This window comes from Pseudomonas haemolytica (assembly GCF_009659625.1).
Classification (GTDB): Bacteria; Pseudomonadota; Gammaproteobacteria; order Pseudomonadales; family Pseudomonadaceae; genus Aquipseudomonas; species Aquipseudomonas haemolytica.
Window position 1 is genome coordinate 210836 of record NZ_VOIW01000005.1, and the last position, 26654, is coordinate 237489.

Annotated in this window: 24 protein-coding genes and 1 pseudogene; 10 read left to right on the top strand and 15 right to left on the bottom strand. The window is 60.8% G+C overall.

Going from position 1 to position 26654, the window contains the following annotated elements; translation table 11 throughout:
• Nucleotides 1–49: 49 nt before the first annotated feature.
• Complete coding sequence (gene ampC, locus FRT59_RS17590) at nucleotides 50–1192, bottom strand: class C beta-lactamase (protein WP_153871843.1); 1143 nt, start codon at nucleotides 1190–1192, stop codon at nucleotides 50–52.
• A 131-nt stretch (nucleotides 1193–1323) separates the two neighbouring features.
• On the opposite strand from ampC, the gene FRT59_RS17595 reads away from it, so the two are divergent.
• Complete coding sequence (locus FRT59_RS17595; RefSeq protein WP_153839588.1) at nucleotides 1324–2196, top strand: LysR family transcriptional regulator; 873 nt, start codon at nucleotides 1324–1326, stop codon at nucleotides 2194–2196.
• 42 nt (nucleotides 2197–2238) lie between these two features.
• Here FRT59_RS17595 and yghX read toward each other — a convergent pair whose 3' ends face one another.
• The 3 genes from yghX to FRT59_RS17610 are packed head-to-tail and all read right to left on the bottom strand — an operon-like array spanning nucleotide 2239 to nucleotide 4608.
• The gene (gene yghX / locus FRT59_RS17600) at nucleotides 2239–3126 is read right to left on the bottom strand and encodes a YghX family hydrolase (protein WP_153871844.1); all 888 of its coding nucleotides are present in this window, start codon (nucleotides 3124–3126) and stop codon (nucleotides 2239–2241) included.
• 44 nt (nucleotides 3127–3170) lie between these two features.
• Nucleotides 3171–3665 carry a PaaI family thioesterase gene (locus FRT59_RS17605; RefSeq protein ID WP_034119859.1) on the bottom strand — a complete coding sequence of 165 codons (495 nt, stop codon included), beginning with the start codon at nucleotides 3663–3665 and terminating at the stop codon, nucleotides 3171–3173.
• A gap of 52 nt (nucleotides 3666–3717) precedes the next feature.
• The gene (locus FRT59_RS17610; RefSeq protein ID WP_153871845.1) at nucleotides 3718–4608 is read right to left on the bottom strand and encodes a DMT family transporter; all 891 of its coding nucleotides are present in this window, start codon (nucleotides 4606–4608) and stop codon (nucleotides 3718–3720) included.
• Between the two features lie 89 nt (nucleotides 4609–4697).
• On the opposite strand from FRT59_RS17610, the gene FRT59_RS17615 reads away from it, so the two are divergent.
• On the top strand, nucleotides 4698–6023 hold the full coding sequence (locus tag FRT59_RS17615) for an aminotransferase-like domain-containing protein (RefSeq protein WP_153871846.1): 1326 nt from the start codon (nucleotides 4698–4700) through the stop codon (nucleotides 6021–6023).
• Nucleotides 6024–6203: 180 nt separating this feature from the next.
• Here FRT59_RS17615 and FRT59_RS17620 read toward each other — a convergent pair whose 3' ends face one another.
• Nucleotides 6204–7901: an amidase gene (locus FRT59_RS17620; RefSeq protein ID WP_034119856.1), complete on the bottom strand. Its 1698-nt coding sequence runs from the start codon at nucleotides 7899–7901 to the stop codon at nucleotides 6204–6206.
• A gap of 192 nt (nucleotides 7902–8093) precedes the next feature.
• On the opposite strand from FRT59_RS17620, the gene FRT59_RS17625 reads away from it, so the two are divergent.
• Nucleotides 8094–8408 carry a DUF2834 domain-containing protein gene (locus FRT59_RS17625; protein WP_153871847.1) on the top strand — a complete coding sequence of 105 codons (315 nt, stop codon included), beginning with the start codon at nucleotides 8094–8096 and terminating at the stop codon, nucleotides 8406–8408.
• 130 nt (nucleotides 8409–8538) lie between these two features.
• On the opposite strand, the gene FRT59_RS17630 is transcribed toward FRT59_RS17625, so the two are convergent.
• A complete protein-coding gene (locus FRT59_RS17630) occupies nucleotides 8539–9750 on the bottom strand; it encodes an MFS transporter (RefSeq protein WP_034119855.1) in 1212 nt (403 codons plus the stop codon).
• 96 nt (nucleotides 9751–9846) lie between these two features.
• Here FRT59_RS17630 and FRT59_RS17635 point away from each other — a divergent pair, with 96 nt between their 5' ends.
• The gene (locus tag FRT59_RS17635; protein WP_034119854.1) at nucleotides 9847–10668 is read left to right on the top strand and encodes an AraC family transcriptional regulator; all 822 of its coding nucleotides are present in this window, start codon (nucleotides 9847–9849) and stop codon (nucleotides 10666–10668) included.
• Between the two features lie 15 nt (nucleotides 10669–10683).
• Here FRT59_RS17635 and FRT59_RS17640 read toward each other — a convergent pair whose 3' ends face one another.
• Nucleotides 10684–11190: a GAF domain-containing protein gene (locus FRT59_RS17640; RefSeq protein WP_034119853.1), complete on the bottom strand. Its 507-nt coding sequence runs from the start codon at nucleotides 11188–11190 to the stop codon at nucleotides 10684–10686.
• Nucleotides 11191–11241: 51 nt separating this feature from the next.
• Complete coding sequence (proP, locus tag FRT59_RS17645) at nucleotides 11242–12744, bottom strand: glycine betaine/L-proline transporter ProP (protein WP_034119852.1); 1503 nt, start codon at nucleotides 12742–12744, stop codon at nucleotides 11242–11244.
• A gap of 321 nt (nucleotides 12745–13065) precedes the next feature.
• On the opposite strand from proP, the pseudogene FRT59_RS17650 reads away from it, so the two are divergent.
• Together FRT59_RS17650 and FRT59_RS17655 are read left to right on the top strand one after the other, a co-directional pair.
• Nucleotides 13066–13416, top strand: a pseudogene (locus FRT59_RS17650) (GNAT family N-acetyltransferase); the annotation flags it as partial.
• 143 nt (nucleotides 13417–13559) lie between these two features.
• On the top strand, nucleotides 13560–14963 hold the full coding sequence (locus FRT59_RS17655) for an MFS transporter (protein ID WP_153871848.1): 1404 nt from the start codon (nucleotides 13560–13562) through the stop codon (nucleotides 14961–14963).
• Between the two features lie 143 nt (nucleotides 14964–15106).
• Here FRT59_RS17655 and FRT59_RS17660 read toward each other — a convergent pair whose 3' ends face one another.
• The 3 genes from FRT59_RS17660 to FRT59_RS17670 all read right to left on the bottom strand — a co-directional run bounded on the left by FRT59_RS17660 (nucleotide 15107) and on the right by FRT59_RS17670 (nucleotide 17233).
• A complete protein-coding gene (locus FRT59_RS17660) occupies nucleotides 15107–16399 on the bottom strand; it encodes a PQQ-dependent sugar dehydrogenase (protein ID WP_034119850.1) in 1293 nt (430 codons plus the stop codon).
• Nucleotides 16396–16821, bottom strand: coding sequence for a DUF2231 domain-containing protein (locus FRT59_RS17665; RefSeq protein WP_153871849.1), 426 nt, complete (start codon nucleotides 16819–16821; stop codon nucleotides 16396–16398). Before FRT59_RS17665 ends, FRT59_RS17660 begins: the two co-directional genes overlap by 4 nt.
• Nucleotides 16822–16909: 88 nt before the next feature.
• Nucleotides 16910–17233 (bottom strand): hypothetical protein, encoded by a 324-nt coding sequence (locus FRT59_RS17670; protein WP_153839597.1) that lies wholly within the window; start codon nucleotides 17231–17233, stop codon nucleotides 16910–16912.
• 224 nt (nucleotides 17234–17457) lie between these two features.
• Here FRT59_RS17670 and FRT59_RS17675 point away from each other — a divergent pair, with 224 nt between their 5' ends.
• Entirely contained in the window at nucleotides 17458–17937 is a 480-nt protein-coding gene (locus tag FRT59_RS17675) for a P-loop nucleotide/nucleoside kinase family protein (protein ID WP_034119846.1), read from the top strand.
• Nucleotides 17934–18713, top strand: coding sequence for a nucleotidyltransferase domain-containing protein (locus FRT59_RS17680; RefSeq protein ID WP_198809850.1), 780 nt, complete (start codon nucleotides 17934–17936; stop codon nucleotides 18711–18713). Before FRT59_RS17675 ends, FRT59_RS17680 begins: the two co-directional genes overlap by 4 nt.
• Before the next feature lie 44 nt (nucleotides 18714–18757).
• Here the strand turns inward: FRT59_RS17680 and FRT59_RS17685 are convergent, their stop codons facing one another.
• Nucleotides 18758–20194 carry a ComEC/Rec2 family competence protein gene (locus FRT59_RS17685; protein WP_153871850.1) on the bottom strand — a complete coding sequence of 479 codons (1437 nt, stop codon included), beginning with the start codon at nucleotides 20192–20194 and terminating at the stop codon, nucleotides 18758–18760.
• Between the two features lie 149 nt (nucleotides 20195–20343).
• Between FRT59_RS17685 and FRT59_RS17690 the strand changes: the two genes are divergently transcribed.
• Nucleotides 20344–20808, top strand: a complete 465-nt coding sequence (locus FRT59_RS17690) for an NUDIX hydrolase (RefSeq protein ID WP_153871851.1) — start codon at nucleotides 20344–20346, stop codon at nucleotides 20806–20808.
• Here FRT59_RS17690 and FRT59_RS17695 read toward each other — a convergent pair.
• Nucleotides 20805–21365, bottom strand: a complete 561-nt coding sequence (locus tag FRT59_RS17695; protein ID WP_153871852.1) for a cysteine hydrolase family protein — start codon at nucleotides 21363–21365, stop codon at nucleotides 20805–20807. The genes FRT59_RS17690 and FRT59_RS17695 overlap by 4 nt on opposite strands.
• Nucleotides 21366–21748: 383 nt before the next feature.
• Here FRT59_RS17695 and FRT59_RS17700 point away from each other — a divergent pair, with 383 nt between their 5' ends.
• On the top strand, nucleotides 21749–23947 hold the full coding sequence (locus tag FRT59_RS17700; RefSeq protein ID WP_153871853.1) for an OsmC domain/YcaO domain-containing protein: 2199 nt from the start codon (nucleotides 21749–21751) through the stop codon (nucleotides 23945–23947).
• A 120-nt stretch (nucleotides 23948–24067) separates the two neighbouring features.
• On the opposite strand, the gene FRT59_RS17705 is transcribed toward FRT59_RS17700, so the two are convergent.
• Both FRT59_RS17705 and FRT59_RS17710 read right to left on the bottom strand, forming a co-directional pair.
• Complete coding sequence (locus FRT59_RS17705) at nucleotides 24068–25234, bottom strand: cystathionine gamma-synthase (protein WP_153871854.1); 1167 nt, start codon at nucleotides 25232–25234, stop codon at nucleotides 24068–24070.
• Nucleotides 25231–26607, bottom strand: a complete 1377-nt coding sequence (locus FRT59_RS17710) for a pyridoxal-phosphate dependent enzyme (RefSeq protein ID WP_034119840.1) — start codon at nucleotides 26605–26607, stop codon at nucleotides 25231–25233. Before FRT59_RS17710 ends, FRT59_RS17705 begins: the two co-directional genes overlap by 4 nt.
• Nucleotides 26608–26654 lie beyond the last annotated feature (47 nt).

The window sequence follows — 26654 nt, forward strand, 5'->3', positions numbered from 1 at the left end:
GCTTTGTCGGTAAACTGTCAAAGACTGTTAATTGCTGATTTTTTCGGCGTTATTGGTCCATCGCGCTCAAGATCCCATGGGCGACTTTCACCCGTTCGGCATTCGGGTAGTTCCGGTTCGCCAGAATCACCACACCCATATCCTTGCTCGGCACATACGCCACATACGCACCAAACCCACCGGTGGAGCCGGTCTTGTTGTACAGCACGTTGGCCGGTTGCGCCTGGGCCGGTTTCAGCCAGTTGACCTTGTGCGGCTCCATCGTCATGGCGGTGGAGTTGCCGTCAAGCAGGGCTTGCAGAGTGATGGGGTAGGGGTAGCGTTCCCAGCCCAGGCCCTGGGTCATGCCGTTGACTGTGTAGTAGCCGGCGTGGGTGGCGAAGATGGCCTGTTGCAGCGGTTGCTCCAAGGTCTGCGGGTGCATGTTCGCAATCACGTAGCGAGCCAGGTCCTGGGTGCTGGTCTTGATGCCGTAGGCTTCGCTGTCCAGGGCACCGGGGCTGACGCGTACAGGTTTTTGCTGCTTGTCATAGCCTTGGGCATATTGGCCGGCTTTGTCGCTGCGCACGCTGACGTAAGTGTTGGTCAGGCCCAGTTTGGGCAGCAGGGTTTTCTCCATGGCGACGTTGAACGGCTGGCCCAGGCTTTGCGCCGCCAGGTAGCCGAACAGGCCGATGCTGGGGTTGGAATACAGGCGTTGTTCGCCCGGGGCGTAAGTGGGTTTCCAGTGTTGGAAATAGCCGAGCATGGTGGCTGCACTGTCGGCCGCATCCGGGAACTGCAGCGGTAGGCCGCCGGGGGTATAGGTCGCCAGCTGCAGCAGGCTGATGCGATCAAACGCGCTGCCGGCCAGGGCGGGCAAGTGTTGGCTGGCCATGTCCGACAGCTTCAGCTTGCCAGTGGCCTGGGCGTAACCGCCGAGGGTGGCGGTGAAGGTTTTGCTCACCGAGCCGATTTCGAACAGCGTGTCTTCGTTCACCGGGGCCTGTGTGTCCTTGGCGGCCACGCCGTAATTAAAGTATTGCACCTTGCCCTGGTTGATGACGGCCACCGACAGGCCAGGTATACCTTGCTGCTGCATCAGGGGCTTGATAGCGCTGTCCACCACCTGGCGCATATCGGCGGCGGCGATGCAACTGCCAGACCCAAGCAATAATGCGGATATCAATAGTTTTTGTAAGTTGCGCTTCATGGTGACTCGCTTCCATGTAAATGAGTAATGACGATCAGAACCTGCGCAGGCGAGGCAAATCTAGGTGGATTTTACGGCGTGGGCAAACGATGATATCTCGCACCAGCCATTAGAAAAATTTGGGGCAAGCCTTGCTGCGTTCTCATCTTCCGCTAAATGCCCTGCGTGCCTTCGAAGCCTCGGCGCGCCATTTGAGCTTTACCCGGGCGGCCATTGAGCTATGCGTGACCCAAGCGGCGGTCAGTCATCAGGTCAAAAGCCTCGAAGCGCAACTCAATGTCACGCTGTTCAAGCGCCTGCCACGGGGCCTGATGCTCACCAGCGAAGGCGAAACCCTGCTGCCGGTGCTGCGTGAAGCCTTTGATCGCATTGCCCTTACGTTGGGCCAGTTCGAAGGCGGGCATTACCGCGAGGTGCTGACGGTAGGGGCGGTCGGCACCTTCGCGGTGGGCTGGCTGTTGCCACGTCTGGCGGATTTCCACAGCCTCTACCCCTTTATTGATTTGCGCCTGTCCACCCACAACAACCGCGTGGATGTCGCCGCCGAGGGCCTGGATTACGCGATCCGCTTTGGCGCCGGCGCCTGGCACGGCACCGACGCCTGCCCGTTGCTGGAGGCTCCGTTGACAGTGCTGTGCGTGCCGCAGATTGCCGAGCAACTGCACAGCCCGGCAGACGTGTTGAAGCACACCTTGCTGCGCTCCTACCGTGCCGATGAGTGGAGCCTGTGGTTCCAGGCTGCCGGTTTGCCCAGCGATACGCGGGTGCCGCGCAGCATCGTGTTCGACTCCTCGCTGGCGATGATGGAAGCCGCCCTGCAAGGCACCGGCGTGGCGCTGGCGCCGGCACTGATGTTTTCGCGGCAGTTGGAGAGCGATGTGGTTCGCCAGCCGTTCGACGTGGGGATTACGACAGGCAGTTATTGGCTGACCCGTTTGCAGTCGCGGGCTGAAACCTCGGCGATGCTGGCGTTCAAAGGGTGGTTGCAGACGTGCATTGGATAAGCATGTGGGAGGGGGCAGGCCCCTCCCACATTTAGAGTGCTGCTACGCCAGGTATTGGCGGAACCATCCCAGGGTGCGCTCCCAGGCGAGATTCGCCGCCGCTTCGTCATACCGGGGTGTCGAATCATTATGAAAACCGTGGTTGGCACCCTTGTAGATAAACGCCTCATATGTCGTACCTGCAGCTTTCAACGCCTGTTCATACGCCGGCCAACCCTCATTGATCCGCGTATCCAGCTCGCCGTAATGCAACATGATCGGCGCCTTGATTCGCGGTACGTCCTTGGCGTCGGGTTGGCGCCCGTAGAACGACACCGCCGCGCCCAGTTCCGGGTAGGCCACCGCCGCGGCATTGGTCACGCCGCCGCCATAACAGAAACCGGTGATGCCGACCTTGCCGGTGCTGCTGTCGTGGTGCATCAGCCATTCGATGGCGGCGAAGAAGTCGTTCATCAGTTTGGTCGGGTCGACAGTCTGTTGCAGCGCCACGCCTTTTTCATCATTGCCGGGGTAGCCGCCCACTGAGGTCAGGCCGTCTGGGGCCAGGGCGATAAAGCCGGCTTTGGCCAGGCGCCGAGCGACGTCTTCGATATACGGGTTCAGGCCACGGTTTTCATGCGCCACCACCACGGCGGGCAGCTTGCCTGCGGCCTTGGCCGGGCGCACCAGGTAGCCGCGCACCGTGCCGTTACCCGAGGGCGAAGGGTAGGTAATGTAGTCGGCAACGATGTCCGGGTCGGTGAATTTCACCTGTTCGGCCAGGGCGTAGTTGGGGCTCAGGGCTGCCAGCAGCGCCGAGGCGGTGAGGCCGCCCAAGGTGAACAGCGCGGCGCGGTCGAGAAATTCGCGACGGTTGATCTTGCCGTGGGCGTAGCCGTCGTAGAGTTCCAGCAGTTCGGGGGCAAAGTCTTTCGCGGTGAGACGGGGCATCGGTGCAGTCCTCGATCAGCGGTTGCAGTCAATGTAGACCAGGATCAAGCCTCGCGGCCATGGGCGGCAGCGGCCAGTTGCCCGGTGTCGACGCGCACGAACACCGAGTCGCCGATGGCGGTGAGTACGTCGCCGGCATACACCTCGCAGACCACGCGGCTTTTGCGCCCGACTTCGCCTTCGACCCGGGCACGCAGGGTCAGGGGTACACCCATGGGCGTGGGCTTGATGAATTTGATCCCCAAGTTGCCGGTGACGCAGTCGATGCGCGGCAGGCTGCCGGGTTCACGTTGCTCGGCACGGTAGTGGTAGGCCATGGCGGTCCAGTTGGAATGGCAGTCCACCAGCATGGCGATCAGGCCACCGTAGACCAGGTCGGGCCAGCCGCTGTATTTGGCCTCGGGTTGATGCTCGGCGATCACGTGCACGCCGTCCTCGGCCCAGCGGCTCTTAATGTGCAGGCCATGGGGGTTGCTGCTGCCGCAGCCGTAGCAGATACCTTCCGGCGCGGTGGTGTCCTGGAGAGAAGCGCTGTGCATGCAGAGTCCTTGTTGTTCTTGGGGGCGACGCCTCTGTTTAGCAGGCCACGCGTTAGCGAGCAAATTTCTTCGCCCCGGCCACGCAGCCGATCACCGCGACCGTCACCAGCAGCATGCCCAGGCTGACCTGCTCATGCAGCAGGCCCGCTGCCAACGCCAGGCCGAAGAAAGGTTGCAGCAACTGCAATTGGCCGACCGCCGCAATGCCGCCCTGGGCCAGGCCGCGGTACCAGAACACAAAGCCGATCAGCATGCTGAACAGCGCCACATAGCCCAGGCTCAGCCACGCCGGCAGGCTGATACCGCTGAAGGTCGAAGGCGCCAGCAACAGGCTCAGCGGCGCCGCCACCGGCAGCGACACCACCAACGCCCAACAGATCACCTGCCAGCCGCCCAGGCTGCGCGACAGCTTGGCGCCTTCGGCATAACCCAGGCCGCATACCAGCACTGCCAGCAGCATCAGTAAGTCGCCCACGGGAGCGGCGCTCAGGCCCTGGGCAAAGGCATAACCCATCACCAACAGACTGCCGAGGATCGAAAACAACCAGAACACCGGCCTGGGCCGCTCACCCCCACGCAGCACGCCAAATACCGCCGTGGCCAGCGGCAGCAGGCCGATGAAGACGATGGAGTGGGCCGAGGTCACGTATTGCAACGCCAGGGCGGTCAGCAGCGGGAAGCCGATCACCACGCCGAGGGCGACGATGACCAGCGGTGCCCATTGCTGGCGTGCCGGGCGTTTTTCCTTGAACAGCCACAACAGACACACGCCCAGCACTGCGGCGAGAGTGGCGCGGAGCATGGTCAGGAACACCGGGTCGAATTCCATCACCGCCAGGCGCGTGGCCGGCAGCGAGCCGCTGAAAATCACCACGCCGATAAAACCGTTGATCCAACCCTGGGTGCGAATGTCCAGGGTGCCGAGGGGGGAAGTACGTTCCATGAGGGCCTGTCCGAAAAAAGGGAGTTGCGTGTCGGCCATCCTAGGATCGAAGATCAGGACAATCAAAAAATTGTCATGGATACATGCCTATGCCCCGTGCCCGTTACAAGTCGCTGGTCGATACCTTCGCCGAGGCCATCCGCAGCGGCCAGATGCCGCCCGGCACGCGGCTGCCCACCCATCGGCAATTGGCCGCCGAACATGGCCTGGCCCTGGTCACTGCCAGCCGGGTGTACAGCGAATTGGAAGCCATGGGCCTGGTCAGCGGCGAGACCGGTCGCGGTACCTTTGTGCGCGAGATTGCCTTGCCGCCGGGGCAGGGCAGTGGGCAAATGACGGTTGCGGCAGGCCTGCTCGACCTGAATTTCAACTACCCGTCTTTACCTGGCCAGGCCGAGCTGTTGCGCACGGCGCTGCGCCAGTTGGCCCTGTCCGGCGACTTGGAGGCGCTGCTGCGTTACCAGCCCCATGCCGGGCGTGTGCATGAACGCTCCGCCGTGGCCCGGCACTTGTTGAGCCGAGGCCTGGCGGTGGACGCCGAGCAGGTGCTGGTAGTCAGCGGCGCCCAGCATGGTTTGGCGGTGACCTTGATGGCGTTGCTCAAGCCTGGGGATGTGATCGCGGTGGATGCGCTGACCTATTCGGGCTTCAAGGTGCTGGCGCAAACCCTGCACCTGGAAATCGTCGCCATCCCGGTCACCGCCAGCGGCCCGGACCTGGAGCACCTGCACAGCCTGTGTCGCAGACGCCCGGTGCGTGCGGTATACAGCATGCCGACCCTGCATAATCCGTTGGGCTGGGTGCTGAGCCTGGAGCAGCGCGAACGCTTGGTGGCGATTGCCCGGGAGCACAACCTGATGATTATCGAGGATGGCGCCTATGCGTTTCTCGCCGAAGATGCCCCCGTACCGGTAGCGACCCTGGCACCAGAGCGCACGGTGTATATCGGCGGGCTGTCCAAAAGTGTCGCCACCGGTTTGCGTGTGGGCTTTATCGCCGCGCCTTCGGCCTGGGTCAGCGGGTTGGAGCGCACGATCATGGCCACCACCTGGAATGTTCCGGGAGTGATGAGCGCGATTGCGGTGGCCTGGATTGAGGATGGTACGGTGGCGCAACTGGAGGCGCAAAAGCGTGCGGATGCCCAGGCCCGCCAGGCATTGGCGGCGCAGGTGCTGACGGGCGTGAGGTATATCAGCCATCCGTGCTCATATTTCCTGTGGCTGCCTCTGGCGGAAGACGCCCGCGCTGATCAGGTCGCCATGACCTTGCAGCGCGACGGCATATCCGTGTCCACCGCCGAACCGTTCGCCGTCTCGGCCCAAGTGCCCCACGCACTGCGCGTCGCCCTGGGTTCGGTGCCGATGGCCCAGTTGCGTGAGGCCCTGGTGAAAGTGCGCACGGTGGTGGCGTGGTGAGCGATCCTCAGTACCTGTAAGCCAGATGCCCGATCAGCAGCCACCTGAGCCACGGTGCGTGATTGGAAATACAGCAAAATGTGGGAGGGGGCTTGCCCCCGATTGCTGAGTGTCAGTCAACCCATTATTGGCTGATACACCGCTATCGGGGGCAAGCCCCCTCCCACATTCGAGTTGCGTTTAGCCTGGCGTCCGCGGCGGGATCATACGTTTGCTGCCGGTGGCTTCAAACGCTGCAGCAAAGCGCAGCAGCGCCGAATCATCATAGGCACGCCCGGCAAAAGTCAGCCCCACCGGCATACCGATATCCGCCATCACGCCCATCGGCACGGTGACAGTGGGCACGCCCAGGTGACGAATCGCGAGATTGCCGTTCGCCACCCACACGCCATTGCTCCAGGCGATATCGGCGGACGCTTCGTTCACATCGGCATCGGCCGGGCCCACATCGGCCACGGTAGGGAACAGCACGGCGTCGAGGCCGAGGTTGTCCATCCAGTCTTCCAGGTCGATACGTCGGGTTTGCTCAAGGCCGCGCAGGCCATCGGGCACGGTGCTGATCTGGTCCCACGGGGTGATCCCGCGTTGGGCCATGCGCACGTATTCGTCCATGCCGGCGGCCAGGTCGTCTTCACGGTTGGGCAGGGTGCCGGGGTCGTGGGGGAAGATCTTCGGTCCGTCCACATCTGCCAGGCGGTTCAGGCTCGGGTCGCCATTGGCGCGCAGGAAATCATCGAAGGCCCAGGCCGACAGTTCCCACAGTTCGTCGTGCAGGAACTCCTTGGAGACCAGGCCACGGGTAAACACCGTCGGCGCGCCGGGGCGGTCGCCTTCGCAGTTGGACACCAGTGGGAAATCCACTTCGATCACTTCGGCCCCGGCTGCTTCCAGCGCCTGGCGGGCGGCTTGCCACAGTTCGATCACCGTGGCACGGGTGTGGATCTTTTGCCCGGTCGGGCCGCCGATCCCGGGTTTTTCGCTGGTGCCAGCATCGGGGTCGGCATTGATGTACATGCGCGGCACGCCGAAGCGCTTGCCGGCCAGGCTGTCGCTGCTGACCGCCAGGGTGGCGTACGACGCCGGGCGCACCGAGGTGACGCTGGGGATCGGCACCCAGGGCTGCAGGCGCCAGAGGTCGCCACGCGTGTCGGGGTCTTCGGCAACCACCACGTCGAGGACTTCGAGCAGGTCGGCCATGGTGCGCGCATAGGGCACCACCACGTCCATGGTTGGCGTCAACGGCCAGTTGCCGCGTACCGAAATCACGCCCCGGGACGGTGTGTAGGCACACAGGCCATTGTTGGACGCCGGGCCGCGGCCGCTCGACCAGGTTTCTTCAGCCAGGCCAAACGCCGCAAAGCTGGCGGCGGTGGCGGTGCCGGCGCCGTTGGAGGAGCCGGAGGCAAACGGCGCCGTGAGGTAGTCGGCGTTGTACGGGCTTTCGGCGCGGCCATACACGCCACGCTGCATGCCGCCATTGGCCATCGGCGGCATGTTGGTCTTGCCCAGGCAGATGGCGCCGCCGGCCCGCAGGCGTTCAATGGTGAAGGCATCCCGCTGGGCGACCAGCTTGGCAAACGCGGGGCTGCCGGATGCAGCGGTCAGGCCCTTGACCAGGTAACTGTCCTTGGCGGTGTAGGGAATACCATCCAGCGGCCCCAGGGTTTCACCCTTGGCACGGCGCGCATCGGACGCCTCGGCTTCTTTCAGGGCGTCGGGGTTGCGCACCACCACGGCGTTCAACGCGGTGGCGGTGTGCGGGCCATCGTAGGCGTCGATCCGCGCCAGGTACGCCTGGACCAGTTCAACCGCCGTGGTCTGGCCGGCTTCAAGCGCAGCGCGCAATTGGGCAATGGAGACTTCAGTAACTTGCATCACGTTTTTTTCGCCGCCTTCAAGTGGGGGTATGGCGGCAGTCTACGTACAGATATTTCACAAAACCAGCGCGGCATAGTTCGCGTAGGCGGCACGCATGATCTGCCCGATGAAGACGGCAATGGGATTGCGAGAGGGAGGCCCTTATCGCTAAGGTGGCCGCGATGATTTCCATCGCATTTCAAGGAAGAACCCATGCGCAGACCCTATATTGCCCTGGCTGCATTGCTGGGATTTACCCTGTACACCGTGGCGACGATGTTCACCGCCGAGCAATCACTCTTGGCGTTTGGACGAGAACTGATGTCGCGGCCCGATACCGCCCAGGTGGTGATTGACCTGTATTTGATGGCGGTGCTGGCGGGTGTGTGGATGTACCGCGATGCGCGCGGGCGAGGGCGGTCGCTGGCCTCGGTGTTGCCATACTTTTTGCTGACGGCGGTGTTTGTGTCGGTGGGGCCGTTACTCTATATCGTGGTCAATGGGTTTTCCCGTCGGCCATGCAACTGAGCTGGTAAAGAATCGCCCGCAGTGTGGCGGTTTGTTATGACCTGTAGTGGAACTTACTATGTGGGAGGGGGGCCCCTCCCACATTTGGATCGCGGCGTATCATTTACCTGCTTTTGGGTACACCCAGCAATCAAACACCCTTGGTCGACGGCAACAGTACCGTCAGGATGCCCACCAGCGGCAGGAACGAGCACAGCTTGTAGACGTACTCGATCCCGTGGTTGTCGGCGAGCATACCGAGCAGCGCTGCACCAATCCCGCTGAAACCGAACATCAGGCCAAAGAATATCCCAGCGATCATGCCCACATTGCCGGGCACCAATTCCTGGGCAAACACCACGATGGCCGAGAACGCCGAGGCGATGATAAAGCCGATGACCACGCTGAGTACGGCGGTCCAGAACAGGTCGACGTAGGGCAGGGCGAGGGTGAACGGCGCGGCACCGAGGATGGAGAACCAGATGACTTTCTTGCGGCCGATCTTGTCGCCGATCGGGCCACCGGCGAAGGTGCCGACCGCCACCGCGCCGAGGAACAGGAACAGGTACATCTGCGAACTGGCAACCGACAACTGGAACTTTTCAATCAGGTAAAAGGTGAAGTAGCTGGTAAGGCTGGTCATGTACCAATATTTGGAGAACACCAACACGGCCAGCACCACCAGGGCAAAGGTCACGCGGCCTTTGGACAAGCCATGGGTCGCCTGGCTGCCTTGCTTGAGCTTGAACAGGTTGAGGTGGTGGCGGTACCAGCGGCTCAAGCCGTACAGCACCAGGATCGCGAACACCGCAAACAGGCCGAACCAGGCGATATGGCTTTGGCCGTAGGGAATGATGATCGCCGCCGCCAGCAACGGGCCGAAGGCGCTGCCGGTGTTGCCGCCGACCTGGAAGGTGGATTGCGCCAGGCCGTAGCGGCCACCGGAGGCCAGGCGTGCGACGCGAGAGGTTTCCGGGTGGAAGGTCGACGAACCGACACCCACCAGCCCCGCCGCGAGCAAAATCGCCGGGAAGCTGCCGACAAACGCCAGCATCAAAATACCGATCAAGGTGCACACCATGCCCGCCGGCAGCAGCCAGGGCTTGGGGTGACGGTCGGTGTGGTAGCCGATCCACGGTTGCAGCAAGGACGCGGTCAACTGGAAGGTCAGGGTGATCAGGCCGACCTGGGTGAAGCTCAGGCCGTAGTTGGCCTTGAGCATGGGGTAGATCGACGGCAGCACGGCCTGGATCAGGTCATTGATCATATGCGCCAGGGCGCAGGCGCCAAGGACGCGCATAACCAAGGGGCTTATCTGGGGCGTCGTGGTGGCAGCGGCGGGTGTCGCGGTGAGACTCGACATGCAGGCATTCCATACAAGGCAGCAAACAGGGGCAGACAGTACTTTAGCTGGCAGCCATTTCTAATTGTTTCGAAAGCTATGCTAAATTCGGAGAAAATGCCTGTCTCGCGAAATTCGGGCGTAAACCATCTCAAAAAGGGCGAAACAATCAAATCCCTCGACAAATTTCTCCAGGAGATCGATGAAGGTGATTGGGCCGTCATCAGCTCGGCCACCGATTATCCCGAAAACTGGGTGATCCCCGAGCACAGCCACAACAAGCATCAGCTGCTCTATGCCATTGGCGGGGTGATGGTGGTGTATTCGGCCCTGAATCAATGGACGGTACCACCCAACCGTGGCTTTTGGATGCCTTGCGGACAAGTGCATTCGCTGCGCTGCGTGGGCACATTGAAAATGCGCAGCGTGTTCGTGCGCCCGGACAGTTTCCCAAACCTGCCAGCCGAGCCAAAGACGGTGACGGTCTCGCCGTTGTTGAGCGAGCTGATCAAGGCATCGGTCAGTTTGAAGCCGCCCTATGCCGAGGACTCACGCGACGCCCGGATCATGCATCTGATCCTCGACGAACTGGCCAACCTCCCAGCCTTGCCGCTGTCTTTGCCACAGCCTGCCGACCCACGCCTGAGCCAGATCTGTCTGGCGCTGCAGAACGAACCTGGGGATGCCTCCACCGTTGCGCACTGGAGTGCGCGCTTGGGCCTTGATCAAACCACCATCCAGCGCCTGTTTCGCAAGGAAACCGGGATGACCTTCGGCCAATGGCGCCAGCAGGCACGGCTGCTGCTGGCGCTGGAGCGCATTGCGGTGGGGGAGAAGATTATCGATGTGGCGTTTGAACTGGGGTATGAAAGCCCGAGTGCATTTACCAGCATGTTCAAGAAACAGTTTGGCAGGACTCCGAGTCAGTTTTTCCGATAACGCAGGCGATCGTTGTTATTGCTCAGTCGCGGTCAGGTTAGCGTAGAAAATGCAGCCAATCAGCCGCGCAAACAGACTCAGGGTCTCGGGCAGGTTGGGATCATCGAACAGCATTGCCCGCGAGTCCAGCGCACACAGTGCACCGAACAGACGCCCATCGGGCAGAAAGATCGGCGCGCCGGCATAGCTTTCGATGGCGTATTGCTTGACCACCGGGCGCGCGGCAAAGCGGCCGTTCTGGCTGATCTGCGGGATGAACAGAGTCTGGGGGTTGATGCAGAATTCACTGCACAGGGTAGTTTCGAGGTCGAGGACGTCATCGACATGAATGCCCATGTCAAAGGTGTCGTGTACGGAGCAGACGATCCATTCCAGGTCAGTAAACTTGGCGATGCCAGCAAAGCGCATTCCGGTCAGGCGGGTCACCAGTTGCAGGATGCTGGTGGTGGCTTCTATTTCGGCAATGGCAGCGCGTTCATCGGCGCTGAGTAATGAGTGTGCTGCGGTGACGCTTGGAATCATGCTTGAACACTCCAATGGCGTGACGGCCAGGCCGCCACGCCGAGCCAAGTATTAGTTAATCCGAGGGTGCTGCTGCACCAGGTTCTGGCGCTTGGCTTCCAGTTCGGCAATCTGGGCGTCGATGTCTTCGATCTTCTGCTCGATATTATCGTGGTGCTCTTGCAGGATCTCCTTGGCCTCTTCCATGTCCGACGCTGCCGGCGCCGCGCCGCGCAGGGGCTTGTTAGCGGTTTCCTTCATGGTCAGGCCGGTGACCAGGCCAACCACGGCAAACACCATCAGGTAGTAGGCGGGCATGTACAGGTCGTTGGTGCTTTCCACCAACCAGGCCACGGCGGTTGGGGTGAGACCGGCGATCAAGACCGAGACGTTGAACGCACTGGCCAACGCGCTGTAACGCAAGTGCGTGGGGAACATGGCTGGCAATGTGGAAGCCATCACACCGATAAAGAAGTTCAACACGATGGCCAGGATCAACAGGCCGCTGAAGATCAGGCCGATCTTGCCGCTGGTGATCAGCATGAAGGCCGGTATCGACAGGAACAACAGGCCGATGCTGCCGGCGATGATGAACGGCTTGCGGCCGATCTTGTCGCTGATAAAACCAATGAACGGCTGCACGAACAACATGCCGACCATGATCGCGATGATGATCAGCACGCCGCTGTTTTCTTTGTAATGCAGGTTATGCGACAGGTAGCTGGGCATGTACGTCAGCAGCATGTAGTACGTCACGTTGGTGGCTGCGACGATACCGATGCAGGTCAACAGGCTGCGCCAGTGCTGGGTGGCAACTTCCTTGAACGACACTTTCGGGCCGTGAGTCAGGCCCTGGCGGTCACCCTGTTCCATCTTGTCCATGTGCTGCTGGAACGCCGGGGTTTCTTCCAGCGCGTGGCGCAGGTAGAGCCCGATGATGCCCAGCGGCAGGGCAAGGAAGAACGGCAGGCGCCAGCCCCAGGCTTCGAACTCCGCCTCGCCAAGCACAGTGGAAATCAACACCACCACACCTGCGCCGAGGACGAAACCGGCGATGGAACCGAAGTCCAGCCAACTGCCGAGGAATCCGCGTTTGCGGTCCGGGGCATATTCGGCGACGAAGATGGACGCGCCGGTGTATTCCCCGCCTACCGAGAAACCTTGGGCCATTTTGCACAGCAGCAACAGGATCGGTGCCCAGATACCAATGGAGGCATAGCCGGGGATCAGGCCGATAGCGAACGTGCTCAGGGACATGATCACAATGGTGGCGGCGAGGACTTTCTGTCGCCCGTACTTATCGCCCAAAGCGCCGAAGAACAGGCCGCCCAGTGGGCGAATCAGGAAGGGCACCGAGAAGGTGCCCAGCGCAGCAATCATTTGTACGCTGGGGGAGGCGTCCGGGAAGAACACTTTGCCGAGTACATAGGCGACAAACCCGTAGACGCCGAAATCGAACCATTCCATGGCGTTACCCAGCGCGGCGGCGGTGATCGCCTTGCGCACCTTGGCATCGTCGACGATGGTGATGTCTTTCAAACCGATAGGTTTGACACGTTTCTTACGTAATATCATGCGGGTCACTCTAAAGCTGAACAGGGGAGGTGCCATCGCGGCGATGGCACCACTCTGTCAGTTCAGATACAAGTGGACACGAAATAATTCACCCCTTTGTGGATTTTTTCTCGCAGCGGGTAGAAATGCTCGGTTCCGGGTACCTGGGATTGCACTGGCGATACAGATCAAATGTGGGGGTTGTCGAGCCTTGGCGAGGCTACGAAGGCGGCGGCGCTTTTGGCATTTATGTTGCCTGACCCACCGCCTTCGCGGCCTCGCTAAAGCTCGACGGCTCCCACAGGGATCGTCGGTGTTGTTTAAACGGGGTTCGCACATGACTACGGCTGGTGGGCGATTGCCCGGCGAGAGGCACCGGAGCACATCATCGGTTTTGGCGGGATCGCGCCCCTCAACTACCTGACACAGCGGCGTATCAACCTCGGCTACCGCTTCGCCGTGCAAGCGTGGGGGCAGGGCTACGCGACCGAGGTGGGCCGCGATGCATTGGTGCTGGCGTTTGAAACCCTCGGTTTACCGGAGGTCTTCGGCTTGGTACGACCCGATCATGCCGCGTCGATCCGCGTGCTGGAAAAGCTCGGCATGCAACCCTTCGGCGTGCTGGACGACGTACCGGGGCAAGCGCCCAGCCTGGTACTGCGGGTTTGTCATCCTATAACTGCACGGAACTAACGTTTTTCACACCCGCGTAATTCCTCGATAAACGGCACTCTTTCCGATTGACACTGTGTGGGTGTCTCGATATAAAAGCCACAGTTGTACGACGACATATGACGCTGCATGTGTCCTATCTAACAAAAATAAAAAGTGATGCCATGAATTTGAACGAGCCCATCAGTGCCCATCGTGTCGGCCAGGCGGTCGGCAGCTATCGCTGGACGATCTGCGCGATGCTGTTTTTCGCGACTACGGTCAACTACCTCGACCGTCAGGTGCTGAGCCTGCTGGCGCCGCAACTCTCGACACAATTTGGCTGGAGCAACACCGATTACGCCAACATCGCAGCGGTGTTCCAGTTCGTCTACGCCATTTCCATGCTGTTTGCCGGGCGGTTCGTCGACAAGATCGGTACCAAGGCCGCGTATGTGGTGGCGATTTGTATCTGGTCTACCGGTGCGATCATGCATGCCTTTTCGGTGCCGATGGGCGAGGGCATCGCGGCGATCAGCGGGGCAATTGGCCTGGCGGTGATCCCGGTGTCGATTGCCGGTTTCATGCTGTCACGGGCGGTCTTGGCGATTGGTGAAGCGGGTAACTTCCCCATTGCGATCAAGGCCACTGCCGAGTACTTCCCCAAGAAAGAACGCTCACTGGCCACTGGCATCTTCAACTCCGGGGCCAACGTTGGCGCGATCCTGGCGCCGATCTGCGTGCCACTGATTGCCGGCCTGTGGGGCTGGGAGGCGGCCTTTATGGTCATCGGCATGTTGGGTTTCGTGTGGGTCGCGGTCTGGGCTGCCGTGTACGAAAAACCGGAACAGCAAAAACGCCTGTCGGCCGAAGAACTGGCCTACATCCGCAGCGATCAGACGGTACAACCTTTCACCCCAGCGCCTGCGGGCACCGCCACGAAGAAAGTCTCCTGGTTCAAGCTGCTGACCTACCGCCAGACCTGGGCGTTCGCCTTCGGCAAGTTCATGACCGATGGCGTGTGGTGGTTTTTCCTGTTCTGGCTGCCCACCTACCTGTCCGCGCAGTACGGCATGAAAGGCGCCGATATCGTGATGCCGCTGGCGGTGCTGTACAGCATGACCATGGTCGGCAGCATTGGCGGCGGCTGGTTTCCCAGCTACTTCATGGCCCGCGGCGATGCACCCTATGACGGGCGCATGAAAGCCATGCTGGTGATTGCGCTGTTCCCGCTGGTGGTGTTGCTGGCGCAGCCGTTGGGCTATCTCAGCTTCTGGGTACCAGTGCTGCTGATCGGTGTGGGCGCTTCGGCGCACCAGGCGTGGTCGTGCAATATTTTCACCACCGTGTCCGACATGTTCCCGCAGAAAACCGTGGCTTCGGTAGTCGGCATTGGTGGCATGGCCGGCGGGCTGGGCGGGGTAGTCATGACCAAGATCGGCGGTTGGGTGTTCGACTACTACAAGTCGATCAATGACATCCACACCGGCTACATGATCATGTTTGCCATCTGCGCCCTGGCTTACCTGGTGGCCTGGAGCGTGATGAAGGCGCTGGTGCCGCGACATAAGGAAATCACCGACCTGTAGCTGGCGCTTCAGGTATCGAAGGCGGGGCCCTTAAGACAGGCGCACACAAACGTGTCGTGGATAGGCCCCAGCGAATGGCCTGGCTTGTACCGCAATTGCACAATGACGGCTGACAGGGGCGTCGCCGCCCCTGTCATACCCGGTTAGTGGTTACGGGTGACTCGCCAAATGGTATTGGCGAGGTCGTCGGCAATGATCAGTGCGCCTTTCGGGTCCACCGTCACGCCCACCGGGCGCCCACGGGTCTTGCCATCATCGCCACGAAAGCCGGTGGCGAAGTCGATGGGTTCGCCTGAAGGCTTGCCGTTGCTGAACGGTACGAAGATCACCTTGTAGCCCACCGGGTTGTCGCGGTTCCAGCTGCCGTGTTCGCCGACAAACACGCCATCGGCGAATTTTTCCCCCATGGCGGGAATGGAAAAATCCACGCCCAGCGCAGCCACATGGGAACCCAGGCTGTAATCCGGCTTGATCGCCGAGGCCACCTTGGCCGAGTTCTGCGGTTGTGCGCGTGGGTCGACGTTCTGGCCCCAGTAGCTGTAGGGCCAACCGTAGAAGGCACCTTCGCGCACCGACGTCAGGTAGTCCGGCACCAGGTCGGGGCCGAGCTCATCGCGTTCGTTGACCACCGTCCACAGTTGCCCGGTGCCCGGTTGGAGGGTCAGCGCGGTAGGGTTGCGCAGGCCGGTGGCGTAGGGTTTGTGCGCACCGGTGGCCGCGTCGATCTGCCAGACCATGGCGCGGTCGATCTCCACTTCCATGCCGCGTTCAGTGATGTTGCTGTTGGAGCCGATGCCCACGTACAGCTGGCGGCCGTCGTCACTCACGGCCAATGACTTGGTCCAGTGGTGGTTGATCTGCGCCGGCAAGTCGGTGACTTTGACGGGCGGGGCGCTGGCCTTGGTCTGGCCGTCGGCGTAGTCGAAGCGCACCAGTGCGTCCTGGTTGGCCACATACAGCTTGCCGTCGGCGTATGCCAGGCCGTAGGGGGCGTTGAGGTTGTCGGCGAATACCGTCTTCAGTTCATAGGTGCCGTCACCGTCGGCATCGCGCAGCAGGGTAATGCGGTTGCCGCCTTTGACCTTGGTATTGCCCTGGGCCTTGATCACGCTGGCAATCACGTCCTTGGGCTTGAGCTTGGCGGCACTGCCGCCACGGCCTTCGGCCACGAGGATATCGCCGTTGGGCAGCACCAGGGTCTGGCGCGGGATCGCCAGGTCGGTGGCGATGGCGGTGACGCTGTAGCCTTCGGGCACCTTGGGCTTTTGCTCACCCCAAGGCGTGGGCTCGGCAATCTTCATGCTCGGCAGCAGGCTACTTTGTTGTTCGGGCAGTTTGGGATCGGGGCCGCGGGCCTGGGTCTTGTCGCCTTCGCCACCGCAGGCACTCAGCACGAGGGCTGCGCTGAGCAAGGTCAGTGTGTTGAGTGTTTTCATCGGGCAACTCCTGAGCGCAGATTGGTCAAGCCGATCCACGTCGCGATGATCGCCAGGACGGTGACAATCGCCGACAGCACCATGCCAGTGGGCATCATGGCGTAGGCGTCCTTGGCATGCTGGAAGGCATTGACCAGCCCGAGCACCCAGGTGCCCAGCAACAGCAGGAAATACGCCACCGGGCGCCCGCCCTTGTGTTCGGCACGCACCAGGTTGACCAGCGCAAACAACAGTGCAAAACCACAGAACACCAGCGCCCCGGCGATCAGCCACGACGCGAAGTTGGCCCATTGGATCTGGTAGGTCTGGCCGTAGGCGATATCACTGAGCAAGGCCCCGAGAAACAGCGGCACGGTGCCTGCCAGCAAGGTCCCATGTAGCGGACCAGGTCTGACGAGGGGGTAAGTGGGGAGGGTAGTCATGTGGGTGGCGGCTCCTTATCGTTCTGCGCCCTGGGCTCAGGGCGCGATGACTTCGCATAGGAAAGGAGCGTGGCATTTGTAAGAAAGTTCACTGGGAGGTCGTGTCGAGATGTTTTTCGAACCACGACGCATAGGGTGTGTTGCCGACCTGGCAGCGGTTGTAATCCGGGCTGCCATCCTGCCACCACACCGGGCCACGCTCACCCAATGCGACTTTGGCATGCTGCACCTGCTGCCGGGCGGCTTTCAAGGCCTGGGGATCAGCGTCGCCTTTGGCCGACTTGACCGCCCGGCGTGCGTCCATCAGTGCGTTGACCCAATGCTGCCGGGTTGCCTCGTCCAAAGCCGGATTGGTACAGCGCCAGAGTTGCCCCTTGACCACAAAATAGCGGCCGTCCGGTGTGCTAAGCATGATGCCTGTGCAGCACCCGCAGCACGCCCCACAGCATCGACATCACAATTGCCATCCAACCGGCAAACAGGCTGAAGAATGTCATTGCAAGGTTCATCACGGTCTCCCATTGTGTTGTCGTCTCCTTGAAGGTGACCTCGCTTGGAGACCAGGATTCAACTGGATGTATTTACGTCAGCGGCGGCATGACTCATCCTGCCTGGCCCGACACAAGGAAACGCTTTATGCCAACCCTGCATCTGCTGTGCGGCAAGATCGCCTCCGGCAAGTCCACACTCGCCAAGAGCCTGGCCGCCGAGCACGGGGCCATTGTGCTCAGCGAAGACCACTGGCTGGCCAGTCTGTATCCCGGTGAGATCCAGGCCATCGCCGACTACCTGCGCTGTGCCCAGCGGGTGCGCAGCGTGCTGGGGCCGTTGGTGGTTAACCTGTTGGAATCCGGCGTGAATGTGGTCCTGGATTTCCCGGCCAATACCCTCGCCAACCGTGAGTGGTTGCTCGGCCTGGCCCAAGCGGCCAAGGTGCCGCACCGGCTGCATTATCTGGAACTGGACGATGCCACCTGCCGTGCCCGCCTGCATGCGCGCAACGCTCAGGGCGAGCATGACTTTGCCGCGACAGACGCCGAATTCGACCTGATCACTCGCCACTTCTGTGTGCCGAGTGAAGAGGAAGGCCTGGTGATTGAGGTGCATCGCCCGTGACTGTCTTACAATCCGCGGGCGTCGATGCCGACGGCTATATCCTCACCGTCGCCGATGCTCCCGTACAAATTGAGTTCCAGCCGCTGCTCGCGGATGTCTGCGCAACCCTGTCCCAGGCCGCGTTCGGCCCGCACGGGATTTATCTGTATGGCAGCGTCGCACGAGGCCAGGCCGAGGTCGGGGTTTCTGACCTTGATCTCTCGCTGATACTGATCGAACCCCCTGATGCACCTGTGCTTGAACGGCTGGAGGCGGCCCGCGTCGCGTTGGAACAGCGGCATCCACACGTCACCAAGATCGACTTCGACATCGGCGATCGCGCACAGGTGTTGGCGCCCGAGAATAGAAACCGTTGGGGCTTTTGGCTCAAGCATCATTGCCGTTGTGTGTGGGGCGATGACCTGTCACTGCACTTCGAACCGTTTCGCCCGAGCCGTGCTATCGCCTTGGCGGTCAATGGCGACTTCGAACAGGCGCTCACGACGTATCTCTTGCGCATCGAACAGGCTAGCTCCGAACACACCCGCCTTCGCCTGCAGCGTGAAGCATCGCGGGCCCTTATCCGCGCCACCCACACCTTGCGCGCAGACGATGCGCCAATGTGGCCGCAAACGCTGGAAGAGTACGTCGCGCTGTTTGTTCAGCAGTACCCGTCGATGCGCGTGCAAATCGCGTACTTCCTGTTTGAAGCGCGTAACCCGAGTGCTGAGTGCGAGGCATTCTCCACGCGGCTACGGGCGTTTTTGAGTTGGATGGTTTCTGCACCGGATAGGTAGATGTGCTGGCGTTCAACTACCTATTAGATGCGCCAAGCCCAGGCCTAACGCCAGCGCCTAGGCTTCACTCCGGCAACCGGTGGGAGGGTAGGGACGGCACTTGGCGTCAAGCATAAGCACCCCCCAGGCACGCTCCAGCAACCGCATTTTGGGTCCTCGGCATCCACCGAAAACTTAAGCAGGATGTTGCCATGAGCATGTTCGTTGCTGTGGTTACCCCAGCAGACCTGGCGATCTTGAGTGAGCACCGCTGTGCCATGCCATCCTGCAGCTTTATACGCATCGAGCGACGCTTGTGTGGGATGCCCGTATTCATTTCCTTTGCCTACGGACAGAGCTAGCTTCATCGGAGTGCCCGGTTTGGGATGGGGGACAGCGGCTATCGTTATCTTCGACCCGTGATGAGGCGCCACCATACCGGCTAGCTCAAGTTGCCGGTTGCTTGTGAGGGAGGGGATCGATGGAAAGTCGGCATCACCTGTCATGAGAATTGCCGGCCCTTGGCCCTTCGGTTGGACAAACATCGCGATTCCGGTGTTGTTGCTGTCAGAGGGGGTTTGCATTGTGGGCTCACACGCTTCAAGCCAGCCCTCGGAGAATCGTATCTGCGTGCAGTCATCCGGCCACAGAAGGATGGCCGAGATACCCGGCATAAGCTGCTTGTTTGTTAGCGCTTCATAGAAGCTCAGTGCTAGTGGGCTGACCTGGTGTTCTGGTCGTTCGGGGGCACGGGCAATCCAGAAGCGAGCCAGCGCCTTACGGTTCCACTCGTGCCGAGTGGTCAAGCTCGCAGGATTGTATTGGCTTCTGGCGATTGCGTAGGACCAATGATCCATATCCCAATGGGAGAGGACAACAGGTGCAACTCTGACGTGGTCGCAGGAGAAAAAATTTGGCTGACGCGGTGGTCGCGTTCGTGCATGAAAGTTGGGTGCCCATCCCAAATCAAAAAAGACACGCGGGTGTTCAAACCTGTCGATGATCGCATTACAGTTGCCCTGGCCTACATCGTATGCAGCGATCGAGAGTTCGCCTGAGTCTTGCAAGGAAAAATCCAATACACCCGCAATAAGTGTTTCCGGAGCGCGCGGTGCGTACGCCAGCATGAAAGCTTTATATTCTTCGTTGCTCAACTTCAGGGGCGTAATGCCACAAATGTGCAGTACGACAGTCTCAGCGTTATCCCCGAACATAACGACTAACGCTTCAACCGAATTCTCGCTTGCATGGGAAGCTACCTTGAGTTGCACCCATTGGCCTTCAGACGCTTCAAAGGTTGGGAGCCGCTGCGCCAGAGAAGAGAGAGACAGACGCAGGGTCAGCAAACCGCCGATTCTTTTTTCTCCGTAATAGCGAGAGCGTGATTTTCGTGTACTGAAACAATCAAACGTTACCCAGCCATCCCCATCCCCATCGAGCTCTATGTCGACAAGCGCCTTGAACGTCCTGCGTTTGTATTTCATCGAATCATGGTCCTTCATGGCTCTGTCGCTCCTCGCAATGGCTTGGCTGTATTGGTTTGTGAGGGAATGTTACAGCAACCTCCAGCGCGAAGTGCTTGCACAACGAATACGCCGAGATTCGTGCAGTTAAAATGACGTGCCATCGTGATAGGAAAGGACTCAAGCACATGCGTGAACGCAAAGCAGCACGACTACTGCTAATAAGCCCTGCACAGCAAGTGTTGCTGTTCCGCTTCGAGCATAAAGACGGCGCGTTGGCCGGCAGGAATTACTGGGCCACCCCGGGCGGTGGCGTCGATGCCGGGGAAACCTTCCACAGCGCCGCGATTCGTGAGTTGCGCGAAGAGACCGGCCTCACAGTGAGCAGCGTCGGCGAATCCGTGGCAGAGCGCAGCTTCCCGCTGATGCTGCCCAGCGGCGAAACCGTGTTGGCGGTCGAGCGGTACTTCGTCGTGCATGCACCCGGCGAAGCGCTTTCCAGGGCCGAGTGGACGGCAGAGGAGATCCAGGTGATGGCGGATCATCGCTGGTGGTCGGCTGAGGCATTGCGCGCAACGACGGACACGGTCTGGCCGCAGGCGCTGCTAGAAATGCTTGTGCAGGCGGAGGTCTTTGCCCCAGGCCCTGTTTAGCTATTGGTCAGAATCTCACCGGTGTGGAGCACCCTGGCATAGTCCATCGCCAGGTTACTGAGCGATAACGCGTGCACATCTTCAGCGGGCCACAAGCGCCCCGACAGGTCGGTTTGATCGAAGGTAAAACAGGCATCCGCCGCCACGATAACGTCAAACCCCAGGTTGCCGCCTGAACGCACGGTGGCCTCCACGGAGTTGTTGGTGATGACCCCGGCGATCACCAATTGCTTGATCGAGCGCGTGTGCAGCCAGCGCTCCAGGCCCGTGGCGATGAACGCATCCGGTACGTTTTTCTCCACCACATGCTCGTGGGCCAGAGGTTGCAGTGCGTCCTGGAATTCACAGCCTGGCTGACCTGGCCAGAAGACAGAAACGGGCGAGCGGGAGATATGCCGCACGTGGATGATTGGCCGTTGAGCCCGCCGCCATGCGTTCAACAGTTGCTGTATATGCAGTTCGGCGTCTGGATTGTTGCGGCGGCCAAGGCTGGGGTTGCCCATGCCTTTTTGCATGTCGATGATCAGCAGTGCGGCGTTCATCGCTAACGGTTCCATGGCCTGTCCTTTTGCGGGTGAGGTGCGAACATATCAGCCAATGCAGGGCTTATACAGTGACCACTATGTAACTGACATATCGCAATCCAAATGTGGGAGCGGGCTTGCTCGCGAATGTGTTCTGTCAGTTGATAAATATTTCACTGATACACCGCATTCGCGAGCAAGCCCGCACACATTAGTACTGCCGCAACCAGTTTGGCCGTGAACGCCTGATGCTCACCAGGCCGAACGTCCAGGCCACCAGCGAATGGCCTTGGGGAATGAACTGTGCGGCAGGAGCTGCACCGATCGGCAGCCCAGACGCAAAACCCTGAGACTTCCCGGCGAAAATCTTCATAATGGCGGCCAATTTGTTTAGCTCGTTATTCTGGTGTGCCCGCATGGAAATTAAGGTCAACTTTCTCGACAACCTTCGGCTTGAAGCCAAGTTCGATGACTTCACGGTCATTGCCGACCAGCCCATCCGCTACAAGGGCGATGGTTCGGCACCGGGGCCATTCGATTACTTCCTGGCTTCGTCGGCGTTGTGTGCGGCGTACTTTGTGAAGTTGTACTGCCAGACGCGCAATATTCCCACGGAGAATATTCGCCTGTCTCAGAACAACATCGTCGACCCGGAAAACCGCTACAACCAGATCTTCAAGATCCAGGTCGAGCTGCCGGCGGACATCTCTGACAAGGACCGCCAGGGCATCCTGCGTTCCATCGACCGTTGCACCGTGAAGAAAGTGGTGCAGGCCGGTCCGGAATTTGTGATCGAAGAAGTGGACAACCTCGACGCCGATGCCCAGGCGTTGTTGATGCCCAACTCGACGTCCGAATCGGGCACCTACATCGCGGGCAAGGACCTGCCGCTGGAGCAGACCATCGCCAACATGTCCGGCATTCTCGCCAGGCTGGGCATGAAGATCGAGATCGCTTCGTGGCGAAATATCGTGCCCAACGTCTGGTCGTTGCATATCCGCGATGCACACTCGCCGATGTGCTTTACCAACGGCAAGGGCGCGACGAAGGAGGGCGCACTGGCGTCGGCGCTGGGTGAATTCATTGAGCGGCTCAACTGTAACTTCTTCTACAACGATCAGTTCTGGGGCGAAGAGTTGGCCAATGCGCCGTTCGTGCATTACCCGGATGAGCGCTGGTTCCAGCCGGGTAGCAACGATGAGTTGCCGAGTGAAATCCTCGATGCCTACTGCCTGAAAATCTACAACCGTGATGGCGAGCTGCGCGGTTCGCACCTGTTCGACACCAACTCCGGCAACGAAGCCCGCGGCATCGTTTCGCTGCCGTTCGTGCGTCAGTCCGACGGTGAAGTGGTGTATTTCCCTTCCAACCTGATCGAAAACCTTTACCTGAGCAACGGCATGAGCGCCGGCAATACCTTGGCGGAAGCCCAGGTGCAGTGCTTGTCGGAGATCTTCGAGCGGGCGGTGAAGCGCGAAATCATCGAAGGCGAATTTGCCCTGCCGGACGTCCCTGCCGAGGTGTTGGCCAAATACCCTGGCATCCTCGCCGGTATTCAGGGCCTGGAAGCCCAGGGCTTCCCGGTGCTGGTCAAGGATGCGTCCCTGGGCGGTGAATTCCCGGTGATGTGCGTGACGTTGATGAACCCGCGTACTGGCGGCGTGTTCGCTTCGTTCGGTGCACACCCGAGCCTGGAAGTGGCGCTGGAACGCAGCCTCACCGAGCTGCTGCAAGGCCGTAGCTTCGAAGGCTTGAACGACCTGCCGCAGCCGACCTTCGAAGGCCAGGCAGTCACCGAGCCGAACAACTTCGTCGAGCACTTTATCGACTCCAGCGGCGTGGTGTCGTGGCGCTTCTTCAGCGCCCAGTCCGATTATGAATTTGTCGAATGGGACTTCTCCGGCCAGGGCGAAGACTCCAACGCCCAGGAAGCCGCGACGCTATTCGGCATCCTCGAAGGCATGGGCAAAGAGTCCTACATGGCGGTGTACGAGCACCTGGGCGCCACCGCCTGCCGCATCCTGGTGCCGGACTACTCGGAAATCTACCCGGTGGACGACCTGATCTGGGACAACACCAACAAGGCGCTGTTTTTCCGCGAAGACATCCTCAACCTGCACCGCCTCAACGAGGAAGAGTTGCAGGCGCTGGTCGAGCGCCTGATAGAAAGCGAGCTGGACGACTACACCGATATCACCACCCTGATCGGCATCGAGTTCGATGACAACACGGCGTGGGGCCAACTGACCATCCTGGAGCTCAAGCTGCTGATCTTCCTGGCTTTGAAGCAGTATGAAGAGGCCAAGGAGTGCGTGGAGATGTTCCTGCAGTACAACGACAACACCGCCGAGCGTGGCCTGTTTTACCAGGCGATGAATGCGGTGTTGGAGATGGAGCTGGATGACGACCTGGAGCTGGCGGACTACGAGGCCAACTTCCGGCGCATGTTTGGCAATGAGCGCATGGATGCGGTGATTGGCTCGGTCGAGGGCAGCGTGCGGTTTTACGGGCTGACGCCGACCAGCATGAAGCTGGAAGGGTTGGACCGGCATTTGCGTTTGATCGACAGCTACAAGAAGCTGCATGCGGCTCGCGCCAACATAATATCGAGCTGATTGCACATTCAATGTGGGAGGGGGCTTGCTCCCGACAGCGGTGGGTCAGCTGTAAATAAGCTGACTGATACACTGCTATCGGGAGCAAGCCCCCTCCCACATGTTGATCGATGTTTGACGTTAGATGTGTGCCAAGGCCTGGGCTAAATCTGCGCGCAGATCCTCCACATCCTCAATCCCTACCGACAATCGCACCAACCCATCACCAATCCCCAACTGCGCCCGTGTTGCCGCGGGAATGCTCGCATGGGTCATGATCGCCGGGTGTTCGATCAGGCTTTCCACGCCACCCAGGCTCTCGGCCAGGGCGAAGATCTTCACGTTTTCAAGGAAGCGCGTAGCGCCGGACAGGTCGCTATTCAAGTCCACCGAAATCATCCCGCCAAACCCGCGCATCTGCTGTTTTGCCAGCGCGTGCTGGGGGTGGGAGTTCAAGCCGGGGTAGTGAACCCGCGATACCTGCGGTTGCTGCTCCAGCCAGGTGGCCAGGTCCAGGGCATTGCTGCAATGGCGCTCCATGCGCAGCGCCAGGGTTTTCACCCCGCGCAGGGTCAGGAACGCGTCAAACGGCCCGGCAATGGCACCGATGGAGTTTTGCAGGAAGCCCAGGCGCTCGGCCAAGTCAGGGTTGTCGCCGACGATGGCAATACCGCCAATCACATCGGAATGCCCATTGAGGTATTTGGTGGTGGAGTGCACCACGATGTCGAAACCCAGCTCCAGCGGGCGCTGGATCCACGGGCTGGCGAAGGTGTTGTCGGCCACGCAGATAATCCCGCGGTCACGGCAGATACGTGCGACGGCGCGCAGGTCGGTCAGGCTCAGCAGCGGGTTGCTCGGGGTCTCGACCCAAACCATGCGCGTGTCGTCCTGCAACGATGCTTCAAAGGCCGACAGGTCGCTCAAGTCGACATAGCTGAAGCGGTGCCCGGCGCTGCGTTGGCGCACCTTGTCGAACAGCCGGAACGTGCCGCCATACAAGTCATTGCCCGAGACAATATGCGCGCCAGCATCCAGCAGCTCGAGCACGGTGGAAATCGCCGCCAGCCCCGAGGCAAACGCAAAGGCCTGGCTGCCGCTTTCAAGGTCGGCCACACAACGTTCCAGGGCGAAGCGCGTGGGGTTGTGGGAGCGGCCGTAGTCGAAGCCCTTGTGTACGCCGGGGCTGTCTTGCAGGTAGGTGGAGTTGGCGTAGATCGGTGGCATCAGCGCGCCCGTGGTCGGGTCGGGTGACTGCCCGGCGTGGATCACACGGGTGGCAAATGCGCTTTTATCGGGCTGACTCATGCAAGGGATCTCCGTAGGTGATTAAGCAGGTCGACGCGGGTGATCAGGCCGTGGAAGCCTGAGGCGTCAGCAATGATGGCGACCAGGCCGCGATCCAGTTCCGCCTGCAGTTCAGCCAGGCTGGCGCTGGGGGCCAGGGTGTGCAAGGTGTCAGTCATGGCGCTGGCGACGGTCATGGAAAAATCCGCGGCGTCGTGGTGCAGGCCCAAGAGGATGTCGGACTCATCGATGACGCCCACCAGTTGCTGGCCGTCTACCAGCACCGGCAGTTGCGACACATCCGCCAGGCGCATGCGCTGGAAGGCGGTGAGCAGGGTGTCGTCGGGGCTTACGCTGATCACACGGCCATCTTCGAAGCGGCGGGCGATCAGGTCGCGCAAGTCGCCGTAGTGCTTGTACTGCAACAGGCCGGCGTCGTTCATCCACTGGTCGTTGTAGACCTTCGACAAGTAACGCGTGCCGGTGTCGCACACAAAGGTCACCACGCGCTTGGGCTCGGTTTGCTCCCGGCAATAGCGCAGGGCGGCGGCGAGCAGGGTGCCGGTGGACGAGCCGCCGAGAATACCTTCGGCCTTGAGCAGTTGGCGGGCGTGGTCGAAGCTTTCTTCATCGCTGATGGAGTAGGCGTGGCGGACGCTGGAGAGGTCGGCAATCGAGGGAATGAAGTCCTCGCCGATACCTTCTACCGCCCAGGAACCGGGGGTTTCCAGCTTGCCGCTGCGGCTGTACTCGGCCATTACTGACCCCACCGGGTCAGCCAATACCATCGCCAGCTCGGGCTGCACACGCTTGAAGAAACGCGTCAGGCCGGTGAGGGTGCCGGCCGAACCGACGCCGACCACAATCGCGTCGACATCATGCTGGGTCTGCGCCCAGATCTCCGGCGCGGTGCTGGTCTCGTGGGCCAGCGGGTTAGCCGGGTTGTTAAACTGGTCGGCGAAGAACGAATCCGGAATATCCTTGGCCAAGCGTGCGGCGACGTCCTGGTAATACTCCGGATGGCCCTTGCCCACATCGGAACGGGTGATATGCACCTCGGCGCCCATGGCCTTGAGGTGCAGCACTTTTTCCGTGGACATCTTGTCGGGCACCACCAGTACCACCCGGTAGCCCTTGGCCCGGCCCACCAGCGCCAGGCCCAGGCCGGTATTGCCGGCGGTGGCTTCAATGATGGTACCGCCAGGGCGCAAGCGGCCGTCGCGCTCGGCGGCGTCGATCATCGCCAGGCCGATGCGGTCCTTGATGGACCCGCCGGGGTTTTGCGATTCAAGCTTGAGAAACAGCGTGCAAAGGCCAGTATCGAAGCGGCTGACCTTGACCAGCGGTGTGTTACCAATCAGTTCAAGTACGGCAGGGCGTGAAGGTGTGGGCATGTCGTCACCAGGTTACGGAATGGGCGTAGGGTGCGGGACAGCAAAAT

Coding starts and splice junctions, on each gene's coding strand:
- yghX (WP_153871844.1), bottom strand. CDS start 3,126: ATGCCCCGTCTCACCGCGAAAGACTTTGCCCCCGAACTGCTGGAACTC.
- FRT59_RS17670 (WP_153839597.1), bottom strand. CDS start 17,233: ATGCTTAGCACACCGGACGGCCGCTATTTTGTGGTCAAGGGGCAACTC.
- ampC (WP_153871843.1), bottom strand. CDS start 1,192: ATGAAGCGCAACTTACAAAAACTATTGATATCCGCATTATTGCTTGGG.
- FRT59_RS17660 (WP_034119850.1), bottom strand. CDS start 16,399: ATGAAAACACTCAACACACTGACCTTGCTCAGCGCAGCCCTCGTGCTG.
- FRT59_RS17630 (WP_034119855.1), bottom strand. CDS start 9,750: ATGTCGAGTCTCACCGCGACACCCGCCGCTGCCACCACGACGCCCCAG.
- FRT59_RS17700 (WP_153871853.1), top strand. CDS start 21,749: ATGGAAATTAAGGTCAACTTTCTCGACAACCTTCGGCTTGAAGCCAAG.
- FRT59_RS17685 (WP_153871850.1), bottom strand. CDS start 20,194: ATGAAGGACCATGATTCGATGAAATACAAACGCAGGACGTTCAAGGCG.
- FRT59_RS17710 (WP_034119840.1), bottom strand. CDS start 26,607: ATGCCCACACCTTCACGCCCTGCCGTACTTGAACTGATTGGTAACACA.
- FRT59_RS17605 (WP_034119859.1), bottom strand. CDS start 3,665: ATGCACAGCGCTTCTCTCCAGGACACCACCGCGCCGGAAGGTATCTGC.
- proP (WP_034119852.1), bottom strand. CDS start 12,744: ATGATATTACGTAAGAAACGTGTCAAACCTATCGGTTTGAAAGACATC.
- FRT59_RS17690 (WP_153871851.1), top strand. CDS start 20,344: ATGCGTGAACGCAAAGCAGCACGACTACTGCTAATAAGCCCTGCACAG.
- FRT59_RS17625 (WP_153871847.1), top strand. CDS start 8,094: ATGCGCAGACCCTATATTGCCCTGGCTGCATTGCTGGGATTTACCCTG.
- FRT59_RS17635 (WP_034119854.1), top strand. CDS start 9,847: ATGCCTGTCTCGCGAAATTCGGGCGTAAACCATCTCAAAAAGGGCGAA.
- FRT59_RS17675 (WP_034119846.1), top strand. CDS start 17,458: ATGCCAACCCTGCATCTGCTGTGCGGCAAGATCGCCTCCGGCAAGTCC.
- FRT59_RS17640 (WP_034119853.1), bottom strand. CDS start 11,190: ATGATTCCAAGCGTCACCGCAGCACACTCATTACTCAGCGCCGATGAA.
- FRT59_RS17665 (WP_153871849.1), bottom strand. CDS start 16,821: ATGACTACCCTCCCCACTTACCCCCTCGTCAGACCTGGTCCGCTACAT.
- FRT59_RS17705 (WP_153871854.1), bottom strand. CDS start 25,234: ATGAGTCAGCCCGATAAAAGCGCATTTGCCACCCGTGTGATCCACGCC.
- FRT59_RS17610 (WP_153871845.1), bottom strand. CDS start 4,608: ATGGAACGTACTTCCCCCCTCGGCACCCTGGACATTCGCACCCAGGGT.
- FRT59_RS17615 (WP_153871846.1), top strand. CDS start 4,698: ATGCCCCGTGCCCGTTACAAGTCGCTGGTCGATACCTTCGCCGAGGCC.
- FRT59_RS17655 (WP_153871848.1), top strand. CDS start 13,560: ATGAATTTGAACGAGCCCATCAGTGCCCATCGTGTCGGCCAGGCGGTC.
- FRT59_RS17695 (WP_153871852.1), bottom strand. CDS start 21,365: ATGGAACCGTTAGCGATGAACGCCGCACTGCTGATCATCGACATGCAA.